The organism is Streptomyces erythrochromogenes (assembly GCF_036170895.1).
GTDB classification, from domain to species: domain Bacteria; phylum Actinomycetota; class Actinomycetes; order Streptomycetales; family Streptomycetaceae; genus Streptomyces; species Streptomyces erythrochromogenes.
In genome coordinates this window covers 1,833,759-1,854,670 of record NZ_CP108036.1, presented here as the reverse complement: position 1 = coordinate 1,854,670, position 20,912 = coordinate 1,833,759, and the positions used below count along the sequence as shown (strand labels likewise).

Here is a 20,912-nt window from a genome sequence, read left to right as displayed (position 1 = left end):
TAGGGTCGGCTCCGCCGATGGGTGGGCGCGGTCGAACTGTTGCGTGTATCACCCTTGACCTTTAGGTTAGCTTTACCTTACTTATGGGGCGATACCCGGTTCTCCGCTGCCCTTGTAGGAAGGCTTCCCATGCGACGCCCCTTGGTCCGACGCCTGACCGCGCTCTTCGCGGCGGCACTCCTCCTCCCCGCCGTCGCAGGCTGCGGCGTCGACGAGGACGACGCAGGGCTCGTCATCTACTCGGGCCGCAACGAGAAGCTGGTCAAGCCGCTCCTGGACGATCTGGAGAAGGCCGTCGGCACCACGGTCGCCGTCCGCTACGGCGAGAGCGCCGAACTCGCCGCCCAGATCCAGGAAGAGGGCGGCAAGACCAAGGCCGGGCTGTTCTTCTCCCAGGACGCCGGCGCCCTCGGGGCCCTGTCCACCAAGGGCATGCTGGAGAAGCTTCCGCAGGCGTCCCTCGACAAGGTGGACCCCGGCTTCCGCGGCGGCGCGGGCGACTGGGTGGGCACCTCCGGGCGGGTCCGCGTCCTCGCGTACAACCCGGGACAGGTCTCCAAGGTCCCGGACACCGTTCACGATCTGGTCAAGCCGGAGTGGAAGGGGAAGGTCGGTTACGTCCCGACGAACGCCTCCTTCCAGGCCTTCGTCACCGGCATGCGCGTCCTGGAGGGCGACGACGCCACCCGCACCTGGCTGAAGGGCCTGAAGGCCAACGAGCCGAAGGTGTACGACAACAACCTCAAGGTGCTGGAGGCGGTCGGCAAGGGCGAGGTCTCGCTCGGGCTGGTCAACCACTACTACTGGTACGAGCAGGTCGCCGAGAAGGGCGAGGCGAAGGTCAAGGCGAAGATCCACTTCCTCCCCGGTGGTGACGCGGGTGGCCTCGTCAACACCGCCGGTGTCGCCGTCGTCAAGGGAACCGACCAGGCACCGGTCGCCCAGAAGGCCGTCGACTTCCTGCTCTCGGAGAAGGCGCAGAAGTACTTCGCCGAGGACACCAAGGAGTACCCGCTGGCCTCGGGCGTGACCAGCACGGTCAAGGGCCTTCCGCCGCTGGCCTCCCTGGACGCACCGAAGATCGACCTCGGGAAGCTGGAATCGCTTCAGGAGACCCTGAAGATGCTCCAAGAAGCCGGGATGGTCTGACCCTCATGCCCTCCACGGATCCCGTCACGCCGACGGATCCCGCCACTGCCCACCGCCCGGACGGCGCCACCGCGCGGAGCGGGCGGTGGCGTGCCGGCCGTCGGCCACCCGCCATCCTGCTCGTTCCCGCGGCCGTCGCCGCGGTGTTCGCCCTGCTGCCCCTCGGATACCTCGCCGTCCGCTCCCTGGAGCGCGGCCCGGCCTTCGCCTGGGACGTCATCGCCGACGAGCGCACCGCCCAACTGCTAGGCCGCAGCCTCGGACTGGCCGTCGTGGTCGTCTCGGCCTGCCTGGTCCTGGGCGTCTCCCTGGCTTGGCTGACCGTACGCACCGACCTGCCCGGCGCCCGGGCCTGGTCCGTGCTGGTGACCCTGCCGCTGGCCGTGCCGAGCTACGTCGCCGCCTTCGCCTGGCTGTCCGCCTTCCCGGAGCTGGCCGGCTTCACCGGGTCGGCCCTCGCGCTGACGTTGGTGAGCTTCCCGTACGTCTACCTGCCCGTCACCGCCGCCCTGCGCGGCACCGACCCGGCGCAGGGGGAGGTAGCCCGCTCCCTCGGGCACGGCCCGCTCAAGACGTTCCTGCGGGTGACGCTGCCGCAGGTGCGGCCCGCCGCCGCCGGCGGGGCGGTCCTCGTGGCGCTGTACGTGTTCTCCGACTTCGGCGCCGTGTCGCTGATGCGGTACGACACCTTCACGCGCGGCATCTACACCTCCTACCGGGCCAGCTTCGACCGCACCCCGGCCGCCGCCCTCAGCATCGTCCTCGTGGTGATGACGATCGCCCTGGTCGCCGCCGAGGCGCGGACCCGCGGCCGGGCCGGCCACGCGAGAACGGGCGGCGGCACCGCCCGCCCCGCCGTTCCCGCCGCGCTGGGCCGCTGGCGGGTGCCCGCGCTGGCCTGGTGCGCGGCGGTCACCGGCATCGCCGTCCTCACCCCGCTGGCGACGCTCGGGTACTGGCTGGCCGTCGGCAACTCCGCGACCTGGGACCCGGCCACGCTCCTCGACACCGCCGCCACCACCCTCGGCGTCGCCGCCGCGGGAGCCGCGCTCACCACCCTGCTCGCCCTCCCGGTCGGAGTGATCGCCGCGCGGTACCGCGGCCGGACTGCCCGACTGCTGGAGCAGTCGGCCTACGCCGGGCACGCGCTTCCGGGCATCACGGTGGCCCTGTCCCTGGTCTTCTTCGCGGTCCGCTACGCCGAACCGGTCTACCAGGAACTCCCGCTGCTGGTCTGCGCGTACGCCGTGCTCTTCCTGCCCGTCGCCGTCGCGGGGACCCGCGCGGCCGTGCTCCAGTCCCCGCCCGTCCTGGAGGACGTGGCCCGCTCGCTGGGCCGCTCCCCGCTGCGCGTGCTGCGCGAGGTGACCGTGCCGCTGGCCGCCCCCGGGGTCGCCGCCGGAGCCGCGCTCACCTTCGTCGTGTGCATGAAGGAACTCCCCGCCACCCTCCTGCTGCGCCCCACGGGAATGGACACCCTGGCCACCCGCCTGTGGACGGAGACCGGCACCGGATCCTTCGCCGCCGCCGCGCCCTACGCCGCTGCGCTGATCCTGCTGGCCGCCATCCCGTCTTATCTCCTCGGAAGGCACCGCACATGACCGACCTGCAGATCGCCGGACTGGCCAAGGCGTACGGCCCCGGTGCGGCGCCGGTCCTCGACGGCCTCGACCTCACGGTCCCCGGCGGCGCGCTGACCGCGGTCCTCGGTCCCTCGGGCTGCGGCAAGACCACGCTGCTGCGCATCATCGCGGGCTTCCTGCGCGCCGACGCAGGCACCGTCACCCTCGACGGACGCGCGCTCAGCGGCCCCGGGGTCCACCTTCCGCCCGAACGCCGCCGCATCGGCATCGTGCCCCAGGAGGGCGCGCTCTTCCCACACCTGAGCGTGGCCCGCAACGTCGCCTTCGGCCTGACCACCCTCGACCGGTCCACCCGGCACCGGCGCACGGAAGAGATGCTCGAACTCGTCGGACTGGCCGGCTACGGCGACCGCATGCCGCACGAGCTGTCCGGCGGCCAGCAGCAGCGCATCGCCCTGGCCCGGGCTCTGGCACCGCAGCCCGCCCTGGTCCTCCTCGACGAGCCGTTCAACGCCCTCGACGCCGCCCTGCGCGCCGGCGTACGGGCCGACGTGCGCGCAGCCCTGCGCGCCACCGGAGCCACCGCCCTGCTCGTCACCCACGACCAGCAGGAAGCCCTCTCCACGGCCGACCTCGTCGCCGTCGTCCGGGACGGCCGCGTGGCCCAGTGCGCCACGCCGCACGAGGTGTACAGCCGTCCCGAGGACCCTTGGGTGGCCGCATTCGTCGGTGACGCGGTCCTCGTCACCGGCACCGCGGACCAAGGCGTGGCGGCCACCGCGCTCGGCCGTATCCCGCTGACGGATCGGTCCCGCGGGGTCCGCGACGGCGTGGTGCTGCTCCGGCCCGAGCAGCTCCGACTGACCGACCCGGATGGGGCCGAAGCCCGTGGCACGGTGACTGACGTCCGCTTCTACGGCCACGACGCCATGGTCACGGTTGCGGTGGACGGCCTTGACCAGCCCATCGACGTCCGAGTCCCCACCCCTGCCGCCGCACGCCCCGGCGAGCGCACAGGGATCGGGGTAGTGGGGAAGGCGACTCTGCACTCCGCCGCCGTGTGACGTGCCCGTATCCGATGTGTACATCGTGACTGGTATGCGGACCTACAGCCACGAGGCGCATCACCAGGTCCGGCTCCGCTTGGAGGATTCCAGGTCGGGGCCAGCGGGGCACCTCGGTGAGGTAGCCGAGAAGGCTTCGGGGCCCCGCCGTAGAGCACGGCCCTGCACAGGTGCCGCGGCTCTGAAACGTCGGACTCAAGCACTGCGCCTGCTGTGCTCCGGGCAGTACGTCTGGCATCCCATACTCCGTCCTGGGCGGGACCCCCGGAGGCACACTCACGGCCCGGGTCCTCGTCCAGCGGGCGGCCGGAAATCCGCGAGGCCCGCCACCCGGAGCACCCCTGCGGCACCTGGAGACAGACTCGGGCCAATTCGGAGCCACTCTGCCCGCCACCGGTCGGCGGGCAGAGTGGCGGCCGACAAGGAGGGGGCCGAGAGCATGGTGTCTGCAGGACGATGAGGCGCCCCGACCGCGAGACCTTGATCGAGGCGAGCGGCGTACGGGGGTCGTGGCTGACTGCGGCGATTGCTTTCAGTCCTGCCGTCGCCTCTGTCTGGTCCGGGCCGTGCTCGGCCGCCTGCAGTTCCCGGCCGCAGCCACACGCACTCGGGCGGGCCCGTTGCGGCGGACGCGAGGCACCAGCCGGCTGCCAGTCGATTCTCCCCAAATTCCCCCCAGGGCCTGTCAATGTCACAAAAGGCCTGTTCAGGGGCCGGTCTGAGGCAAGGTGAGGAGATCACCCGCATGTATTCTCCCCAGGGACCCCCACGGCCGCTTCTGGGCCGTTCTGTGAGTGTCGCGAGAGCGAAGTGCGAAGGACGACTGAGCGGGATACGAGGGGCTCAGAGCCAGTCCCGCCGCTTGAAAATCACGTACAAACTGATGCAAACCATCCCCATGAGGCAGATCGCAAGGGGGTATCCGAAGCTCCAACCCAACTCAGGCATGGACTCGAAGTTCATGCCGTAGATCGTGCCGACCAGGGTGGGGGCGAAGAGGATGGCGGCCCATGAGGAGATCTTCTTGACGTCGTCACCCACACGCCGCTGACCTGCGGAAACCGACTGTGTGGGCAGTCCGACCTGCGGCGATCGATCTTTCCGACCCTTTCACCGTGCTGCCCGCTTGTACGGCCGATCCTCCCCAGCCGCTCCCCAACGGGCCTTCATTCTCCCCGGATTCTCCCAGTCGCGACTGCCGGAGAGGGCAGATCAGAGCTGGCTAGGAGTCCGATCCAGGTGCAGGAACGGGCTACGCAAAGTAGTGGAAGCGAGTCGGAGTAGCGGTGGCGTTGCCCTTCGTGGGCGAAGCTTCCATGAACGAATCGGAACAGCCGCGCAAGGGCGGGCGCACAGCGGGGCGCGCACGTTGTCGCCCTTGAGATCAACGTCCCGTGCGCGGGAAGCGGGCTGGTCCGGCCCTTGTCTGTGCCACCGTTGAACCTGTCGATGACCGGCGGCGCGAAGGGGGATGGCGTGCGACTGTCACGGGAGGTCACCGGGTGGGCGTTCCTCGCCGATGTGGAGGGTGTCCGGCATGCCGGCCTGGCCGTCGGTCTGGCCAGCATCAGCCCGTTCACCACTGGTGGCGGGGCGGGAGGCAGCCTGTTCACCCGCGCGTACGCGCGGGGCCTCCCAGCGCTCCTCTCACTGGACGAATTGCCGTTCAGTCACCCTCTCGCCCCCCGGTGGTGTGTCACGCAGGACGAAGAAGGTGTGCTGTCCGTTCTCGGCCCTGATGGTGCGTACTTCGTGCACGAGCTCGACCTGGAAAGGCCGCCAGGGTGGCGGGAGGCGGCGGACGTCTCGGGCTCGGTCATGCTGGTCGTGTCCCACGTGCTGCCTGCCACAGATGATCCGCTCGGCGCGCTGGTCTTCGAAACGCGGCGGGGGAAGGTGTGCGCCGGCTCTGTGCGCTTCGGTGAGCCTGCTTACGAGACGGACGGCAAGCCGACAGTCACCTTCGTCATCGACCCCGTCGGCGTGCTCATGGAGCTGGCGCAGTACGTGTGCGATCGGATCATGTCGCTGGACGAGGCGAAGCGACGGGCGCGCGAAGTAGTGGAGATGCGACAGGCCCTGGCGGAGCACGGTGCGATGCCCGCCGCGGCGATGGTGGATCTGCTGTTCCGGGACGAGTTCCTCGATCACCGCGGCCTGGTGGAGTTCATGTACGTCTACTGGCGACTGGTCGCCGAGGTCGCCGACGCCTGCGCGATGGAGGCTGCCTGGCGGGTCGCGGCCTTCCAAACCGTCGAGGCGGGCGTCCACCTGGTGGCGGACCGGTGCGACCGCGCGGTGTTCGAGGAGTCGGAAGCCTTGGCGGCTCGGCTGATCGACAAACTGAGCGACTCCGCCGACTTGGAAGCCGCGCTGCTGGCTGCCGCTCGGTTACGGATGGCGACCCGGGGACCGGAGGACTTGGCCGCCGACGACTACGCTCGCGAGCCGCTGCTGACCACATGGTCCGCTCGGCTGACCGCGGACCTGTACCGCACGTGGTTCACCGAAGAGGAGCCCTTCCAGACGGAGTCCCACCGGCTGGTGGCGGAAGCGGGACACCTGGTGGTGCGCGCGCTGGAGCTGGACGGTGGGTTGAAGAGGCCCCGGCTGCTGGCGGTACTGGCTCAGATTCTCGCGGACGAGGAGGGAGTGCACCGTGATGCTGCCCGCGCTGCGCTGTCGGCATGGCGCGACTCGTCCGCTGCCGACGAGCCGGACCTCGCGCTGTTCCTCCTCAGGACGGTGGACGGGGTGTCCCCGGAGACGACCGACGGGGTGCTCGCGGGGGTGTTCGGGACGCCACCGGCCGATTTCGTCGCCGCCCACGGCAGTACGGTGACCGCGAAGGTGATCAGCCAGGGCGTCAACCTGGCCCGGGAACGCGCCGACCGGCTGCTGCTGCGCACCGTGTTGGATTGGGCGGGGCAGCTCGACATCCAGCGGCCCTCTGCCCACCGCAGGCAGCTGATCGAGGCCCGGCTCCACGCCTTGCCCGACGACCCGACCGAGTGCCCGCGCCCCGACCAGGTGCTCCCGGTGTCGTTCCCGGAGTCCTGGACACCGGCGCAGCGATCTGCGGCTCTGCTGCATGCGGCCGCACACGCCCGCGACCGGCGGCAGCCGGCGTTGGGGCTCACCCTCCTGCGGCAGGCGGGCGACAGTAGGAACGAGGAGATCCGGCTGCTCACGGCGGATCTGTACTACCAGTCGGCGGAGGCAGGCGAGCCGGTCTCCAGCCCTGTCCCGTTCCCATGGGGCTACTACACGTACGCGGCGCTCGCCTACGCCTCGCTCGGCTTCGAGGAATTGGCGCAGGCGAGCCTGGTGCCGCTTGTGCAGCAGCTGGACAACCTCCGCGGCGACGAACTCAGGAATGCGCTGTACGCGATCATCGTGGATGCGCCGAACTTTGACACGAGCGGCACGCCCGAACTCGGCGCGATACTGCGCGACCTCGTGCACTCGGCGATATGGCAGCTCACCGCGGAAAGCGAGACGCTGCCAATGGGGCTGATACTCGGCCTGCATCAAGCGGGCAAGGGTTCGGAGCTGGGCGCGTGGTGGCGCATCGAAGGCCCGCTCGTGCTGCCTGCGCACATCCAGCACTTCCTCGGCAAGCTGCGCGACTGGGAGGATCCCGCCGCCGCCGGCAGCGCCTTGCCGAACCTGCTGAACGTGGTGGACGCCGACCATCGTCCTGGCGGCCACGACAACACGCAGATCGCCCGGAATCTGCGGTGGCGAATCTCGTCGTTCATCGACGACGAGCTGCGTCGGCGTTCGGCACCGCTCATCGACGACCAGCGCATCTGGGCCAAGGTGCATGATCTGCTGGACGATCGAACGGTGCTGTTGACGTGGTTCCTGCCCGCGGCGGTGAGCGGCGCGGCCGTGCTGCTCGCGGTCACCAGGCAGGGCCGGGAGCTCGTGGTGCACCTCGGCGAGGGCGAGGGCGCGGACGAGAACGGCGACCGGCACCCGGATGCGGACCGGGTCGAGGCGATCCGGACGGAGATCGAACGCGACCCGCTGTTCGGCGACGTGACACCGGAGGGCAGTCGGCTGCTGGAGTCGGCCGGCCTGCCGGTCGGCGGCAGCGAACGGTGGGACAAGTGGCGCGCCCAGGGCAAGGACCGAATCCTGGCCTGGCCGCACGACGCTCTGCACTTCCTGCCCCTACCGCTTTGCCGCAGGGGCGGCCGTCTGATCGTCGACGACTGGACGGTCACCACGATCGCCGGTCTCGAAGCCCTGGCACCCGTCGAAGTGCCTGCGCGTGAGGGCCGGACCGTTGTACTGGCCTCCGCTGCCGGGGGTGTTCCCTTCGGTCTGCATGCCGAACCGGCGCTGGAGGAGCACGCGCGGAAGGTTGCCGAGGCGGTGGGCGCTGAGGCCCTCACCGGTCGTGCGGCCACTCGCGACAGGCTGCGCGCAGAGATGTCCACGGCGGACGTCGTCCACATTGCCGTACACGGGACGCTGGACGAGGACGCGCCGTGGATGCACTGCCTCTACCTCACGCCGGACGGCGACGACGACGGCCGCGTATTCGCGTACGACTTCCTGGATGTCGACCTGCGCGGCGTCCGTCTTGTCACACTCGCCGCTTGTGAGTCGGCGCTCGGCCGATTCGACCGCGGAGACAACATTCGCGGCATCCCTTCGGCACTGATCACCGCCGGAGCGCAGGCCGTCGTCGGGTGCCTGTGGCCCGTGCGCCCGGCGCCGGCCACGTATTTCTACCACCACCTGTACCACGGAGTCGCGCGCGGCGCGGACCCGGAACAGGCCTTCCGCGGTGCCCAACTCGCCACGCGCGCCACGTATCCCCACTACCGTGACTGGGGAGCGTTCACTTATGTGCACGGTAGGAACAAGGGAGCCGCCGCATGATCGAGATTCGGCTGCACGACGTCGAACTCGTGCCGGAGCGTACGCTCGGCAGCCCAGCGGATGACGCACCGCTGCGCGGCAGGCTCACTTTCGGCTGGGACCTACTGCCTGCCGCCCACGCGAGCGTGCCGGCCGACTGGCTGTCCTATCTCAGTGCCACACCCGACCGGGAGTTCCGGCAACTGCTCATGGTGTGCTCGTTTCGCCCTGAGACACCGGAGAGCAAAGGCGTATTCCGCCACGCCTCCCTGGGCGTCGCACTGTCCACACCGGAGTGTGAGGTACAGCCGATCGCACGCCTGATCGACCCCGGTGAGCGCACCCGCCCGGTCCCCGGCCTCGGGACGGGCGTGAGTTTCACGGTCACGACAGGCGTGCTGGATGTAGGGGTGGAGAAGCCGCCAGGAGCCGGACCAACGAGGGAGGAGTGGATCGTCCGGGGCCACGGCGCTTCTCAGCCGAACCCGCAGTGGGAGTTCCGGCGAGTCAAGGGATTCCCGCTGGTCGGCGATCACCCGGTGGCCGCGCTGGTGGAGCTCGTGCCCGACCGTATGAACACGGCCGAGGTGCTGGTCGCGGCGGAGCTGGAGCACCGCAGCTGGGGCGTCCGCCGCTACCGCGCGCAGCTCGCGCCGACACCGCACACCATCGTGCTGGCGGAGTGACCCGGTGCTGGGGGGCGAGCCCGCCTCATGCACGGCGGGGCCTCTGGCTCAGGATTGGTCGGGGTCTCGGTGCCTTTCCGGGCGGCTGTGAATTCTGGCGCTCTCGGGTCAGCGTCAGCGGCGCGCTTGACGCTGACCCGGCAGCAGCCGGCTAGCGAGTACGGATCCGTCGGCATGTACGGAGACGGGGCCGCCCCACTTCTCGTCCCAGGCGAGCAGGGGCCGGGTGTGGCGGGTTGCGTGCACGATGGCGCGGTACTCTTCGGCGCTCCCCTCGGAGAGAAGCCTGAAGAGGCTCGCGTCCACGCCGGAGAACGCCTCGACCCGGGGGCCGTTCAAGCGGAAGACGTGATCCGTGCCGGCGTACGTGTTTCCGAGTAGCTCGTGGCTGATGTCCTGGACGCTGGTGCTGGCAGCATGCTCGAAGCCGTCGAAGCGCTTGTAGCCCTGCCGGTCGGTCAGGTGACGGGCGGTGGCTTTGCCGGAGCCGGTGAAGGCCATGAGCCCGGCAGCCGCGGTGTGACCGAGAGTCTCTTGGAACCAGGTGTAGTACTTGGGTGTGACATGGAAGCCGGCTATGGGCTCGGGTATCAGGTCGCCCTCGGGAGGCGGCTGGATGCCCGGTATGACGTTCTCCTGTACGGGCCCGGAGTCCAGATTCGCTTTCGTTTCTCCGGAAGGGCCAGCCAGCCAGCCGCCTTGGCCCGGGGCCTGGAGCGTGTGGACGGTCACGGTGCCGTCGGTCGGCAGCTCCGTGCTGAACAGCAGGCTCGGGGTTTCGTTCCAATCGCCGATGTGCACCGCCTCGGCGTGGGCTGAGGTGGATGCCAACTGGCCTGCCGACGTCGCGGCGTTGCCGTGGTTGCCTTTGCACGCGATGGGGATGACGAGAGACGGCTCACCGGGGCGCCAGACCTCAGCGAAGTACTGCGGACGACGCAGAGAGTGCGGGACGAGATCAATCCTCGCTACCGGATCGCGGTCGTCGTCGCGCTGGGGTGTGGGCTGCGCCAGGGCGAGGTGTTCGGGCTGTCGCCGAGGGACATCGACTTCGAACGCTGCGTCATCCGAGTGCGCAGGCAGGTGCAACTCCTCTCAGGGCGCCTCTACTTCGCCCTGCCCAAGGGTGGCAAGACGCGCATCGTCGACATGCCCCGCTCGGTGGCCACGGAACTGGCCGCGTACTTCCTCGACCATCCGGCGGTCGACGTCGAGCTCCCCTGGGGCGGACCGGAGCCCGACCGGGAGAAGCAGAGCTTCCCGCTCGTCCTCACGACGACGTACGGCAACGCCATCCGCGCCAACATCTTCAACGATGAGGCCTGGAAGCCGGCTCTCGCAGCGGCAGGAGTCATTCCGGTACGGGAGAAGGGGGCACGGTGGAAGGCCTCCCGCAAGGACGGCTTCCACGTACTCCGACACACTTACGCCTCGGTCCTCCTCGAAGCGGGCGAGTCCATCGTCACGCTCGCCAGGTGGCTCGGTCACTCAAGTCCGACCATCACCCTGGACCACTGTGCCCACTTCATGCCCGAGGCCGGCGGCAAGGGTCGCGCGGCCATCGACGCACTGCTCGGCACGGTGCCCGAGTACGCACCTGAGGCCCTGGTCTCCTCTCACGGCCGCATCTGAGATCCCGTACCGAAGCAGGTCGCCTGCGCCCGGGAATGTTCCAACCCCGCCGTCATCTCTGCCTGGTCCGAGCCGTCCTCGGCCGCCAGTAGTTCCCCGGCCGTAACCATGGCCGCCCAGAACTCGGGAGGTGAGCCCTGCCCGTCCCGGAACCGGGTCTGCGCGAAGAGGAGGAAGATCTTCGTGAGCTCCCCGGTGCGAAACCAGGGGATCATGCTGCCAGGAAAGCCTCCGCGGGCGCAGGCGGCAGTCCACAACAGGTCACGGATCCGCTCACCGCGACCGTCCAGAACCCGGTCCACGACGAACACGTGCCCACAGGCGAGAAGCATGGCGACGAGGTCTTCCTCTCCCACCTCGAACTCGTCGAAGAGGGGCCGAGCCTCGCGGATTCGGGCTTCGGCGTCCGTCCGGGGCACTCCGAGGGCCAGACACACAGCCAACGCGGAGGCGCCCCAGTCGCTGGTGCGCGCGGCCAGTTCGGCGAAGACCTCCTCCTCGTCCCGTCCGGTGGCCAGCATTTCGCGGGCCTCCAGGACCAGGTTGTCCTCGCCTTCCCCATGGCTCATGGCCAGAGGCTACAGCGATGCTCGAACGCGACAGAGGCGCGTGGTGACTTGAGTGAACGGCCCCATCCCCCTGCCGTGGGGACCTTGCCGAAGCGGCGAGTTCGGCGGTGATCACTTGCGTCCGATCGAGGGTTTGTCCAGTGAGCTTCTTCGAGTTGGCCACCGATCGGGTGACTGCGACTGAGCGCTTCAGTGTCGAGTGGGCAGCTGCAGCGTCCGGTGCCAGCAGCTTGGTGAGCCGGGCCAAGGGGCCGCTCGAGCTTGCCGGCCTGAACGCCAACCGGCGGCAAGGCCGGTGAGCGACGATCAAGCTGTTGTCAGCCGCTGGTTCTAAGGTCGGCCCCATGACATCAGACCTGGTCCAGGACTCATGGACTCGCATCGACGCGTGGCTGCGCGAGCACGCGCCCCGCACGTTTGCCACGCTTCGGCCGCCTGCAGGCGGCGGGGAGATCGCAGCAGCGCAACAGGAACTGGGGGTCACCTTTCCTCCGGACCTGGTCGCTTCACTCCTCCGGCACAACGGGGCGCTGGAGGGACCTGAGGCTTTCCGCTTCAGCACGGGCGACCGGCTGCTCGGAGTGAGCGGAATCCTCGGGGACACCGCGTTCATGCGTGGCATCGACCAGGGCCTCGACCGGGAGACCGAGGGCTACTGGCTTTACGATTACGTAAAGTTCGGTTCTTACGACGTGACGTCGGACGGTCTTCTGATGGATTGCCGTACCGGGCGGGACTCCTTCGGTGTGATCGGACGGTTCTTCGACGAGACCGGCACCAGTTTCGGGCAGGCCAACTCGCTGGGGGAGTATCTGGCCGAACTGGCCGGCACGCTTGAGCGCGGCCAGGACGCTGGTGTCGTCACCTTCAACGGCCGGCTGTTCTGGGAGGCGCGTCCGCCTGCCAGGCCGCAGTACAGTGCCGACGAGCCCCTTCCCGCACCGTATGAGCAGCTGCCAGAGCTGGACCTGTCCTACAGTCCCACCGACCTCCTCCACGTGAGCCACCTGGACGGGCATGAGGAACTCGGTGCGCTGATCGCAGTCCTGCCGTATGAGCAGGTGGTCGACGCCGCGCGGAAGCAGCTACGCAGACTGGCGGTCGAAACGGGTCTGAACAACTACCCGGAGGTCAAGACAGCCCTGGACGCGTGGGAGTGCGGTGTGGCCCTGCCGCAGCCTGACCAGACCGGCCCGCTCGCCTTGCGACTCCGCGCGGTGCTCGCACAGGCCGACACCGGCCGAGACCACACGCGCAGGTGGGCCGCGGAGAAGATAGCCCTCGGGATCTGGGGGTCCCCGTACAGGTCCGTGTGCGAGAGCGCGGAGACCCGGAGCCACTTCACTCTCGACTGGCGTGCGGATCTGCATGCGGACCTGGGCAATCAGCCCCTGCCGCCGATACCTGACGACCGATTCTGGGGGACGCTGCGCAACCCCGCCATCGACTCCAGTTGGTACGCGGCCCAGTACAGCCAAGATCAGGACTGACCCCAGGGGTTTCGGTTCCGCGTGAGCGCTTCATGTGGCGGTTATCGCCAGACGAAGCGCTCACTAAGGATCTTCAGCGCTGCCGCTCCAGCGTGAGGATGGCCTTGACGATTGACGTCATGCGGTTGGGGCTGCACCGGGACCTGCGGAAGATCCGCCAGGACTTCAGGCTCGCGACACCGCGTTCAACGGGCGCTCGTGCTGCGGCCAGCGCCCGGTTGAGGGTCTTCTCGGTGGGAGTGAGTTCCTGGAGTGGCTTGCGTTTGATGCCGGTCGTCAGCCACGGTCCTGCGCCTTGGTAGGCGAGATCGGCCAGGATGGGAACGCCCTGGCGCTCGCAGATCCGGATGATCCGGTGGGTGCGGGCGGCGGTCAGGTCGTGTGTGCGGCCCGGCAGGGCGGGCGAGAGCCACAGCCGGCCGCCCGGGTCGGTGACGACCTGCACGTTCACTCCGTGGCGCCGGTGTTTGTGGGAGTAGTCGGCCCGGCCGTCGCCGACCCGGTCGCACTCGGCGAGGGTGCCGTCGAGCAGGATGAAGTCGGGATCGTGCTCGCGCAGCGTCTTGAGCAGACCCGGTGCTCGTTCGGCGAGCAGGTCGACGACCGTGCGGGTGTAGGCGTGGGCGGCGGACTCGCTGATCCCGAACCCGGCGGCGATCTTCGCCAGAGTGGTGTGCTCTCGTAGGTACACCAGTGCCACCATCGCCCGTTGGGACGGACGGAGCTTGCAGCGCCGGGCGCCCTCACGAGTGACAACCAGCATGGCGACCCACTCCACGAGCGCATGCGGCAGGTCAAGTGCGCCAGGATGGATGACCAACGAGGCCCCGAGCAACGTGATTGAGACGTCAGACATCTCGATCAACAGCTCGGGGGCCTCGTTCGTTGCGCTTCACGACCATCACCCGATCGGTGGCCAACTCGAAGAAGCTCAGTGATTCCGGCTGGTCGTTCAGGTGGCGAGGCTGGGTTCAGCGGCAGAGCTCCATGATGGTGTCGTCGAAGTCGGGGAACTCCTGGGCCGCCAGCTCGATCACGGTTGCCGCCGACCGGCGCTGGTTCGGTGCGAATCCTTCGGCGATGGCTGCCAACTCCGGATTGGCGCGCGCGTTCCAGTCGGGTTCGTACGAGGTGGCGGCTTCCCAGGGGCCGAAGCCGTCGGCCAGTAGCCACAGGAAGTCGCCCAGGTCGCGGGCTACGACACCGGTCTCGCCCTCGGAGCCGAGGAAGACGACGGGCTGCTCGGCCAGTGGCCGGCTCGGGCGGATGAGCCAGATCGCCGCGTACCCGCCCGTGCCGTCCTGTCCGAACACGCGGAAGTCGTTGCCGTCCAGTTCACTGTTCCCGGTCCATGCCTGGAACCAGTCGGTGGTCTCGGCAGCGGACAGGAAGGCCGGGAAGGGTTCGAAGTCGACCCCGGTCTTCCCGTCGGCGTAGTCGAATCGAACGGCCATCGCGGTGGCGAGCGCGGCGGGGAACTGGCGGTCATCGGTGGGCTTCACGGAGACAGGCTAGACAGGGGGGCGGACATCGACGCCCCACGGGCAAGGTCGTTGGACGACTGCTGGCTTGTGGTCGTCGGGGGGAGACAGGGCAGGCCTGGTCGCGACAACGGGTGGCACGGCATCTGCTGTGCCACCCGTTGTCGTTACCCTCCGCAATCGCGTGCCGTCGAAGGTGGTCGGCGGTGCGGGAGGGCTGGCCCCAAAGTGCGGGGGAGCGTCCGGCATGGGCGGGCTGCGGATTCTCCCCAGGTTCTCCCCAGGGGGTCCTGCGGGGCACTTCTTAGCGTTCGCAGGAGCTAAGTTGATCAGTGGTGCTGCTGTGTGGTCTACAGCCAGTCGCGCTTCTTGAAGATGACGTACAGGCTCACGCAGACCACTGCCATCAGCAGGATCGCGAAGGGGTAGCCGCCTGCCCACTTCAGTTCCGGCATGTCTTCGAAGTTCATGCCGTAGATGGTTCCCACGAGTGTGGGTGCAAACAGAATCGCCGCCCACGAGGAGATCTTCTTGATCTCCTCGTTCTGTTCGAAGCCGGCTTCGGCCAGGGCGCGCATTTCCGCGTTCTGCTGCTGGGAGACCAGGGTGGCGTTCACCGTGAGGATCTCGGTCAGGGCCTGGCGGAAGCCGTCGACGCGTTCGCTCGTGTGCGTGACGTGGTCCGCCACGTCGCGGAGGTAGCGCTGGAGTTCCTCGTCCGTGCCGTACTTCGCGAAGCCCGCCATCAGGCCGTGGAGCATGCCGACCAGGGGGCGGGTCGCGCGCTGGAACTCGACCATCTCGCGGGAGAGTTCGTAGATGCGGCGGGAGACCGCCGGGTCGCCGCGGAAGACTTCCGTCTCGATCTCGTCGATGTCCGTCTGGACGCCCTCCACGACCGGGGCGTAGCCGTCGACCACCGCGTCGAGGATGGCGTACAGCGCGGCCTCCGGGCCCAGGGCGAGGAGGTCCGGGTTCGCCTCCATGCGGCGGCGCACCGCCGAGAGGTCGGGGGCACTGCCGTGGCGGACCGTGATCAGGAAGTCCGGGCCGACGAAGATGTGGAGCTCGGCGAAATCGACCTCCTCCTGGGCGTCGAGGTAGCGGGCGGCGCGCAGGACGACGAAGAGGGTGTCGCCGTAGCGCTCCAGCTTGGGGCGCTGATGGGCTTCGAGGGCGTCTTCGACGGCGAGTTCGTGGAGGTTGAACTCGGCTGCGAGTGAGTGCAGTTCGGGTTCCGTCGGCCGGTGCAGGCCGATCCAGGCCATGCCGTCGGGCTCCTCGCGCAGCTGCCGGAAGGTCTCGGCCAGGGTGGCGGGGGACGCGACCCGGTGGCCGTCGCGGTAGACGGCGGAGTCGATCACGCTGCGGTGGTCCGGGGGAGTCGGGGCGGCCGGAGCCGCCGGCGGTGCGGACGCCGGTAGGGAGGGCGGCGCCGCGGCCGGGGAGGCGGGGCGCCGCCATCCCGAGCGCTTCGCGGCGGACGGCGGTTGGGGGCGGCGGTCAGGACGCTCCGGCATCGCAGGTCAGCTCCCGGTCGAACGTGTGTTTAGGGGCAAGGGGCAGGATATAGGGGGAAAAGGAGTCGGGTGCGGGCGCAGGCGGGATTCCGGCCGACCCCCGATGCCGAGTTGCGGACAGAAGGTGTCCGCAAGGACGGATAGCTTGCTGTCATGGCTTCCAGGACGACACATCCCGTACTCGACACCCGTGCGCTGAACCGTGCCACGCTCGCCCGCCAACTGCTGCTGAGCCGCGCCGAGATGTCCGCGCGGGACGCCGTCGCCCACCTCCTCGGGCTGCAGGCGCAGAACGTCAAGCCGCCCTACTTCCAGCTGCACGCCCGGCTCGCCGGTTTCGACCCCGCCGAACTGGCCGGCCTCATGGAGTCCCGCGAGGTGGTCCGGATGGTCACCATGCGCTCCACCATCCACACCCACACCGCGCACGACGCCCTCACCCTGCGCCCCCTCGTCCAGCCCGCCCGCGACCGCGAGGTCGACTACTTCCGCAAGGGGCTCGTGGGAGTGGACCTGGACCGGCTGGCCGACCGGGCCCGCGCCCTCGTCGACAGTGCGCCGCGCACCATGGCCGAGATCCGCGAGGACCTGCTGGAGGAGTGGCCCGACGCCGACCCGCAGTCCCTGTCCGTCGCGGCGCGCTGCCGGCTGCCACTGGTCCAGGTCACGCCCCGCGGGGTGTGGGGCCGCAGCGGACAGGTGCGGCTCACCACCGTCGAGAACTGGCTCGGCGAGCCCGCCGGCGCGGCGCAGCCCGTGGACGACGTCGTACTGCGCTACCTCGCCGCGTTCGGGCCCGCCTCCGTCAAGGACATGCAGACCTGGGCCGGGCTGACCCGGCTGCGCGAGGCCTTCGAGCGGCTGCGGCCCGGGCTGCTCGCCTTCCGCGACGAGAACGGCGTGGAGCTCTTCGACCTGCCCGACGCGCCCCGTCCCGACGCCGCCACCCCGGCGCCGCCGCGCTTCCTCCCGGAGTTCGACAACCTCCTGCTGTCGCACGCCGACCGGACCCGGGTGGTCGCCCCCGAGGTCAAGGGGCGCAGCTGGACCGGGAACCAGGCCCACTGCACCCTGCTCGTCGACGGGTTCCTCGCCGGCCTGTGGAAGCTGGAGGGCGCGGTGCTCACCGTCGAACTGTTCGACCGGGTGTCGAAAGCGGCCGAGGAGGAGATCGTCGCCGAGGGGGAGAAGCTGATCGCCGAGATGGGCGGTCCGCTCGACGGGAGCGAAGGGCCCGCCCCGTCCGTACGGTTCGCGCCGATCCGCCCCTGAGCCGCCCGCCGAGGCGCAGCAAACGGTCAACTCACGGCTGACGCCGCCCTGGTGGTCCGTACACCGGAGGCGGCACGATACCTGCCATGACGACCGAAAGTGCCCGGAACAGCGCCGTTGCCCAGTTCCTCGCCGCGCGGGACTTCCTGCTGGAGCGGCGCGGCGACTACGAAGCCGCCCACACCGGATTCACCTGGCCCCGCCCCCACCGCTTCAACTGGGCCCTCGACTGGTTCGACCACATGGCCGCCGGCAACGACGCCGACGCCCTGCGCATCGTCGAGGAGGACGGCTCCAGCGAGGTCCTCTCCTTCGCACAGCTCTCCGCACGGTCCGACGCGACCGCCAACTGGCTGCGCGCCCGGGGCGTCGCGCCCGGCGACCGGATCCTCGTCATGCTCGGCAACCAGCGCGAGCTGTGGGAGGTGATGCTCGGCGCGATGAAACTGCGCGCCGTCGTCATCCCCGCCACCCCCCTCCTCGGCCCGGCCGACCTGCGCGACCGGGTCGAGCGGGGCCACGTGCGGCACGTCGTGGCCCGCGCCGAGGACACGGCCAAGTTCGACGAGGTCCCGGGCGGCTACACCCGGATCGCCGCCGGCGGCGAGGAGCAGGTCCCCGCCGGCTGGCTGCGGCTCGCCGATGCCGCCGCCGGCGCCGCCGCCGACGCACCGGACGCCGAGGGCGGCTTCACCCCCGACGGGGAGACCCTCGCCACCGACCCCCTGATGCTCTACTTCACCTCCGGTACCACCGACCGCCCCAAGCTCGTCGAGCACACCCACGCCTCGTACCCCATCGGGCACCTCTCCACCATGTACTGGCTCGGACTGCGCCCCGGCGACGTGCACCTCAACATCGCCTCGCCCGGCTGGGCCAAGCACGCCTGGTCCAACCTCTTCGCCCCCTGGAACGCCGGCGCGACCGTCTTCGTCCACAACTACGCCCGCTTCGACGCCGAACGCCTGATGGCCGAGATGGACCGGCACGGCGTGACCACCTTCTGCGCCCCGCCCACCGTGTGGCGGATGCTGATCCAGTCCGACCTCACCCGGCTGGCCAGGCCCCCGCGCGAGGCCGTCGCCGCCGGCGAGCCGCTCAACCCCGAGGTCATCGAGAAGGTCCGTGAGGCCTGGGGCGTCACCATCCGCGACGGCTTCGGCCAGACCGAGACCACCCTCCAGGTCGGCAACTTCCCCGGGGTCCCCGTCAAGCCCGGCTCCATGGGCCGTCCGGCGCCCGGCTACGAGATCGTCCTGCTGGACCCGGTCACCGGCAAGGAGTCCCCGGACGAGGGCGAGCTGTGCGTGGACCTGCGCGTACGGCCCGCCGGGGTGATGACCGGCTACCGGGACGACCCGGCGCGCACCGCCGAGGCGATGGCGGACGGGCTCTACCGGACCGGCGACATCGCCGCCCGCGACGCCGACGGGTACCTCACCTACGTCGGGCGCTCCGACGACGTCTTCAAGGCCTCCGACTACAAGATCAGCCCGTTCGAGCTGGAGAGCGCCCTGCTGGAGCACGAGGCCGTCGCCGAGGCCGCCGTCGTCCCCGCCCCGGACGAGTTGCGGCTGGCGGTCCCGAAGGCGTACGTCACCCTCGCGGGCGGGTGGGAGCCCGGGCCGGAGACCGCCCGGGTGCTGTTCGAGCACTCCCGCGCCGTGCTGTCCCCGTACAAGAGGATCCGGTGCATCGAGTTCGGCGAACTGCCGAAGACCGTGTCCGGCAAGATCCGGCGGGTGGAGCTGCGCGAGCTCACGGAGGCCGGCTCGGCGGCGGAGTACCGCGAGGCCGACCTGGGCTGACCTGGGCTGACCTGGGCGGCCTGGGTGAGCCGGGATGCCTGGGCCGGGCCCGGGCCCGGGCCCGGGTCCTGGATCCGGCTCCGCGGGGCGGTGCGGCGCCCAGGCCCGTACGCGGGCGCCCGTACGTGCGTGCCTACGCGGGCAGGTGCGCCTCGATCGCGGCGATGACCTCGGGGGCCTCCGGCTCGGTACGCGGGCGGAAGCGCGCCACGACCTCACCGGCGGGGGAGATCAGGAACTTCTCGAAGTTCCACTGGATGTCCCCCGCCTCGCCGTCCGCGTCGGGGGTCTTCACCAGCTCCTGGTAGAGGGGGTGCCGGTTCTCGCCGTTGACCTCGGACTTCTCCAGCATCGGGAAGGTGACGCCGAAGCCGGCCGCGCAGAACGTCTGGATGTCCTCGGCGTTGCCGGGCTCCTGCCCGCCGAACTGGTTGCAGGGCACGCCGATGACCGTGAAGCCCTTCTCCTCGTACGCGAACTGCAGGCGGGCCAGTCCCGAGTACTGCGGGGTGAGACCGCACTGCGACGCGGTGTTCACCAGGAGGATCGCCTTGCCCTTGTGCGCGGCCAGGCTGGTGGGCTCGTCGGACAGGGTGGTCAGCGGGATGTCGTACAGGCTCACGGGACTCTCCTCGGACAGTCGGCAGGTAATGCCCCGAGCCTAAGGGGTCGGCCGCTACGCCCCCGATCCGACCAGCGCGTCCGCCGGGTCGTTGACCGGCTGCGGCATGCCCGTGAGGTCCATGACGAACAGCGGTATCCCGAGGTCGTCCGCGCGGCTGCGGGCGTCCTCCGTGTACCCGGCGAGCGAGAAGTAGACGCTGGTCGCCGAAGCCGTGAGCCCGTTCAGCCAGACGCACTCCACCGCCCGCAGCCCGGCCGGCGCGGTGGTCGGGTCCACCTGGGCCACCAGCCCCGGAGCCCGCAGGTCCACCGCCGCCGAGGGGATGGGGCGCCCGTCGGGCTGCCGTACGTCCTGGAAGCCGAGCCAGCGCAGGTACAGCGCGGCGGTGGCCACCGCGTCCCGGGCCGTACGGATGGTCACCGGCCGGAACGCGGGCCGCGGGACGGCAGCCGTCGGCGGCAGGGGCATGTGCGCCGGGTCCGCGGCGGGCGGCGGCGCCGGGGCGCCGGCCGCAGCGGCACCCGCGGCCTCCCCCGAAGCGTCGCCGCGCTGATCCGCCGGCCCGCCCGCGCGTCCCGGGCCCGCAGGACCCGCCGAACCCACGGCACCCGCCGAAGCCGCCGCCCCCGCCGTGGCCCCCGGCCCCGCACCCGGCCCCGCACCCCGACCCGTCCCGGCCTCCGGCTGCTCCAGCGGGTGCACGGGAAGGCGCACCACCGTGCCGCACGATCCGCACCCCACCTCGGGATGCGGCCACTCGCTCTCCCGCCCGCACGACGTGCAGCGCACCGTCACCCAGCTGTCCGACCAGGTGCGGTGCGTCAGCAGCAGCGGTGGCGCGGACAGGTCCAGCGGGGGATTGACCGGGCTCCCGCAGGCGCAGGGGAAGACCGGCGCGGTGTAGCCGTTCTCGCGCAGGCATGCCGGGCAGCGCACCGGTACCGCTTCCGCCATGACACCTGGCCCCCTCCGTCGCCGTGCGTAGGTCCATGCTCCACCACCGGCGACCGCCGGGGCGAGCTTGCGCGCCATTTCCGGCCCGTTCCCGCCGGCGGATCGGTGATTTGTACAAGTCGCCGAGCGAGATGCGGCTTTTGGTGGTTTCCGGGGTCCCCTACCGCCTTGACGCCGAAGAAGACGCCGCTTAGCTTGTTCCGT

Annotated in this window: 17 protein-coding genes; 9 read left to right on the top strand and 8 right to left on the bottom strand. The window is 70.1% G+C overall.

Features of this window, described 5'->3' with window-relative positions:
• Window positions 1–129 precede the first annotated feature (129 nt).
• From OHA91_RS08635 to OHA91_RS08625, 3 genes are read left to right on the top strand one after another with little or no spacing between them, the layout of a single operon-like run.
• Window positions 130–1,149, top strand: coding sequence for an iron ABC transporter substrate-binding protein (locus tag OHA91_RS08635; RefSeq protein WP_031152189.1), 1,020 nt, complete (start codon window positions 130–132; stop codon window positions 1,147–1,149).
• Between the two features lie 5 nt (window positions 1,150–1,154).
• Complete coding sequence (locus OHA91_RS08630) at window positions 1,155–2,750, top strand: ABC transporter permease (protein ID WP_031149165.1); 1,596 nt, start codon at window positions 1,155–1,157, stop codon at window positions 2,748–2,750.
• Window positions 2,747–3,796 carry an ABC transporter ATP-binding protein gene (locus tag OHA91_RS08625; RefSeq protein WP_328738969.1) on the top strand — a complete coding sequence of 350 codons (1,050 nt, stop codon included), beginning with the start codon at window positions 2,747–2,749 and terminating at the stop codon, window positions 3,794–3,796. The genes OHA91_RS08630 and OHA91_RS08625 overlap by 4 nt, the downstream gene beginning before the upstream one ends.
• Window positions 3,797–4,639: 843 nt before the next feature.
• Here OHA91_RS08625 and OHA91_RS08620 read toward each other — a convergent pair.
• Window positions 4,640–4,873 carry a CorA family divalent cation transporter gene (locus OHA91_RS08620; protein WP_408059231.1) on the bottom strand — a complete coding sequence of 78 codons (234 nt, stop codon included), beginning with the start codon at window positions 4,871–4,873 and terminating at the stop codon, window positions 4,640–4,642.
• 372 nt (window positions 4,874–5,245) lie between these two features.
• Here OHA91_RS08620 and OHA91_RS08615 point away from each other — a divergent pair, with 372 nt between their 5' ends.
• Together OHA91_RS08615 and OHA91_RS08610 are read left to right on the top strand one after the other, a co-directional pair.
• A complete protein-coding gene (locus tag OHA91_RS08615) occupies window positions 5,246–8,692 on the top strand; it encodes a CHAT domain-containing protein (RefSeq protein ID WP_328738968.1) in 3,447 nt (1,148 codons plus the stop codon).
• Window positions 8,689–9,357, top strand: a complete 669-nt coding sequence (locus OHA91_RS08610; RefSeq protein ID WP_031152203.1) for a hypothetical protein — start codon at window positions 8,689–8,691, stop codon at window positions 9,355–9,357. Before OHA91_RS08615 ends, OHA91_RS08610 begins: the two co-directional genes overlap by 4 nt.
• Window positions 9,358–9,471: 114 nt before the next feature.
• On the opposite strand, the gene OHA91_RS08605 is transcribed toward OHA91_RS08610, so the two are convergent.
• Window positions 9,472–10,188 (bottom strand): hypothetical protein, encoded by a 717-nt coding sequence (locus OHA91_RS08605; RefSeq protein WP_328738967.1) that lies wholly within the window; start codon window positions 10,186–10,188, stop codon window positions 9,472–9,474.
• Between the two features lie 114 nt (window positions 10,189–10,302).
• Here OHA91_RS08605 and OHA91_RS08600 point away from each other — a divergent pair, with 114 nt between their 5' ends.
• Window positions 10,303–10,989, top strand: coding sequence for a site-specific integrase (locus OHA91_RS08600; protein ID WP_328738966.1), 687 nt, complete (start codon window positions 10,303–10,305; stop codon window positions 10,987–10,989).
• Here the strand turns inward: OHA91_RS08600 and OHA91_RS08595 are convergent.
• Entirely contained in the window at window positions 10,974–11,558 is a 585-nt protein-coding gene (locus tag OHA91_RS08595; protein ID WP_051893247.1) for a hypothetical protein, read from the bottom strand. The genes OHA91_RS08600 and OHA91_RS08595 overlap by 16 nt on opposite strands.
• A gap of 344 nt (window positions 11,559–11,902) precedes the next feature.
• Here OHA91_RS08595 and OHA91_RS08590 point away from each other — a divergent pair, with 344 nt between their 5' ends.
• Window positions 11,903–13,048, top strand: a complete 1,146-nt coding sequence (locus OHA91_RS08590) for an SMI1/KNR4 family protein (protein ID WP_328738965.1) — start codon at window positions 11,903–11,905, stop codon at window positions 13,046–13,048.
• 73 nt (window positions 13,049–13,121) lie between these two features.
• Here OHA91_RS08590 and OHA91_RS08585 read toward each other — a convergent pair whose 3' ends face one another.
• The 3 genes from OHA91_RS08585 to OHA91_RS08575 form a co-directional block, all read right to left on the bottom strand.
• Window positions 13,122–13,868, bottom strand: coding sequence for a transposase family protein (locus tag OHA91_RS08585; RefSeq protein WP_328741103.1), 747 nt, complete (start codon window positions 13,866–13,868; stop codon window positions 13,122–13,124).
• A gap of 151 nt (window positions 13,869–14,019) precedes the next feature.
• Window positions 14,020–14,550 carry a hypothetical protein gene (locus OHA91_RS08580; protein WP_031152215.1) on the bottom strand — a complete coding sequence of 177 codons (531 nt, stop codon included), beginning with the start codon at window positions 14,548–14,550 and terminating at the stop codon, window positions 14,020–14,022.
• 329 nt (window positions 14,551–14,879) lie between these two features.
• Window positions 14,880–16,049 carry a magnesium and cobalt transport protein CorA gene (locus tag OHA91_RS08575; protein WP_031152217.1) on the bottom strand — a complete coding sequence of 390 codons (1,170 nt, stop codon included), beginning with the start codon at window positions 16,047–16,049 and terminating at the stop codon, window positions 14,880–14,882.
• A gap of 153 nt (window positions 16,050–16,202) precedes the next feature.
• On the opposite strand from OHA91_RS08575, the gene OHA91_RS08570 reads away from it, so the two are divergent.
• Both OHA91_RS08570 and OHA91_RS08565 read left to right on the top strand, forming a co-directional pair.
• Window positions 16,203–17,321, top strand: coding sequence for a winged helix DNA-binding domain-containing protein (locus tag OHA91_RS08570; protein WP_051893248.1), 1,119 nt, complete (start codon window positions 16,203–16,205; stop codon window positions 17,319–17,321).
• Window positions 17,322–17,407: 86 nt separating this feature from the next.
• On the top strand, window positions 17,408–19,129 hold the full coding sequence (locus OHA91_RS08565; RefSeq protein WP_328738963.1) for an AMP-binding protein: 1,722 nt from the start codon (window positions 17,408–17,410) through the stop codon (window positions 19,127–19,129).
• A gap of 133 nt (window positions 19,130–19,262) precedes the next feature.
• Here OHA91_RS08565 and OHA91_RS08560 read toward each other — a convergent pair whose 3' ends face one another.
• Complete coding sequence (locus OHA91_RS08560; RefSeq protein WP_031152224.1) at window positions 19,263–19,751, bottom strand: glutathione peroxidase; 489 nt, start codon at window positions 19,749–19,751, stop codon at window positions 19,263–19,265.
• 54 nt (window positions 19,752–19,805) lie between these two features.
• Window positions 19,806–20,708 (bottom strand): hypothetical protein, encoded by a 903-nt coding sequence (locus OHA91_RS08555; RefSeq protein ID WP_328738962.1) that lies wholly within the window; start codon window positions 20,706–20,708, stop codon window positions 19,806–19,808.
• Between the last annotated feature and the right edge of the window lie 204 nt (window positions 20,709–20,912).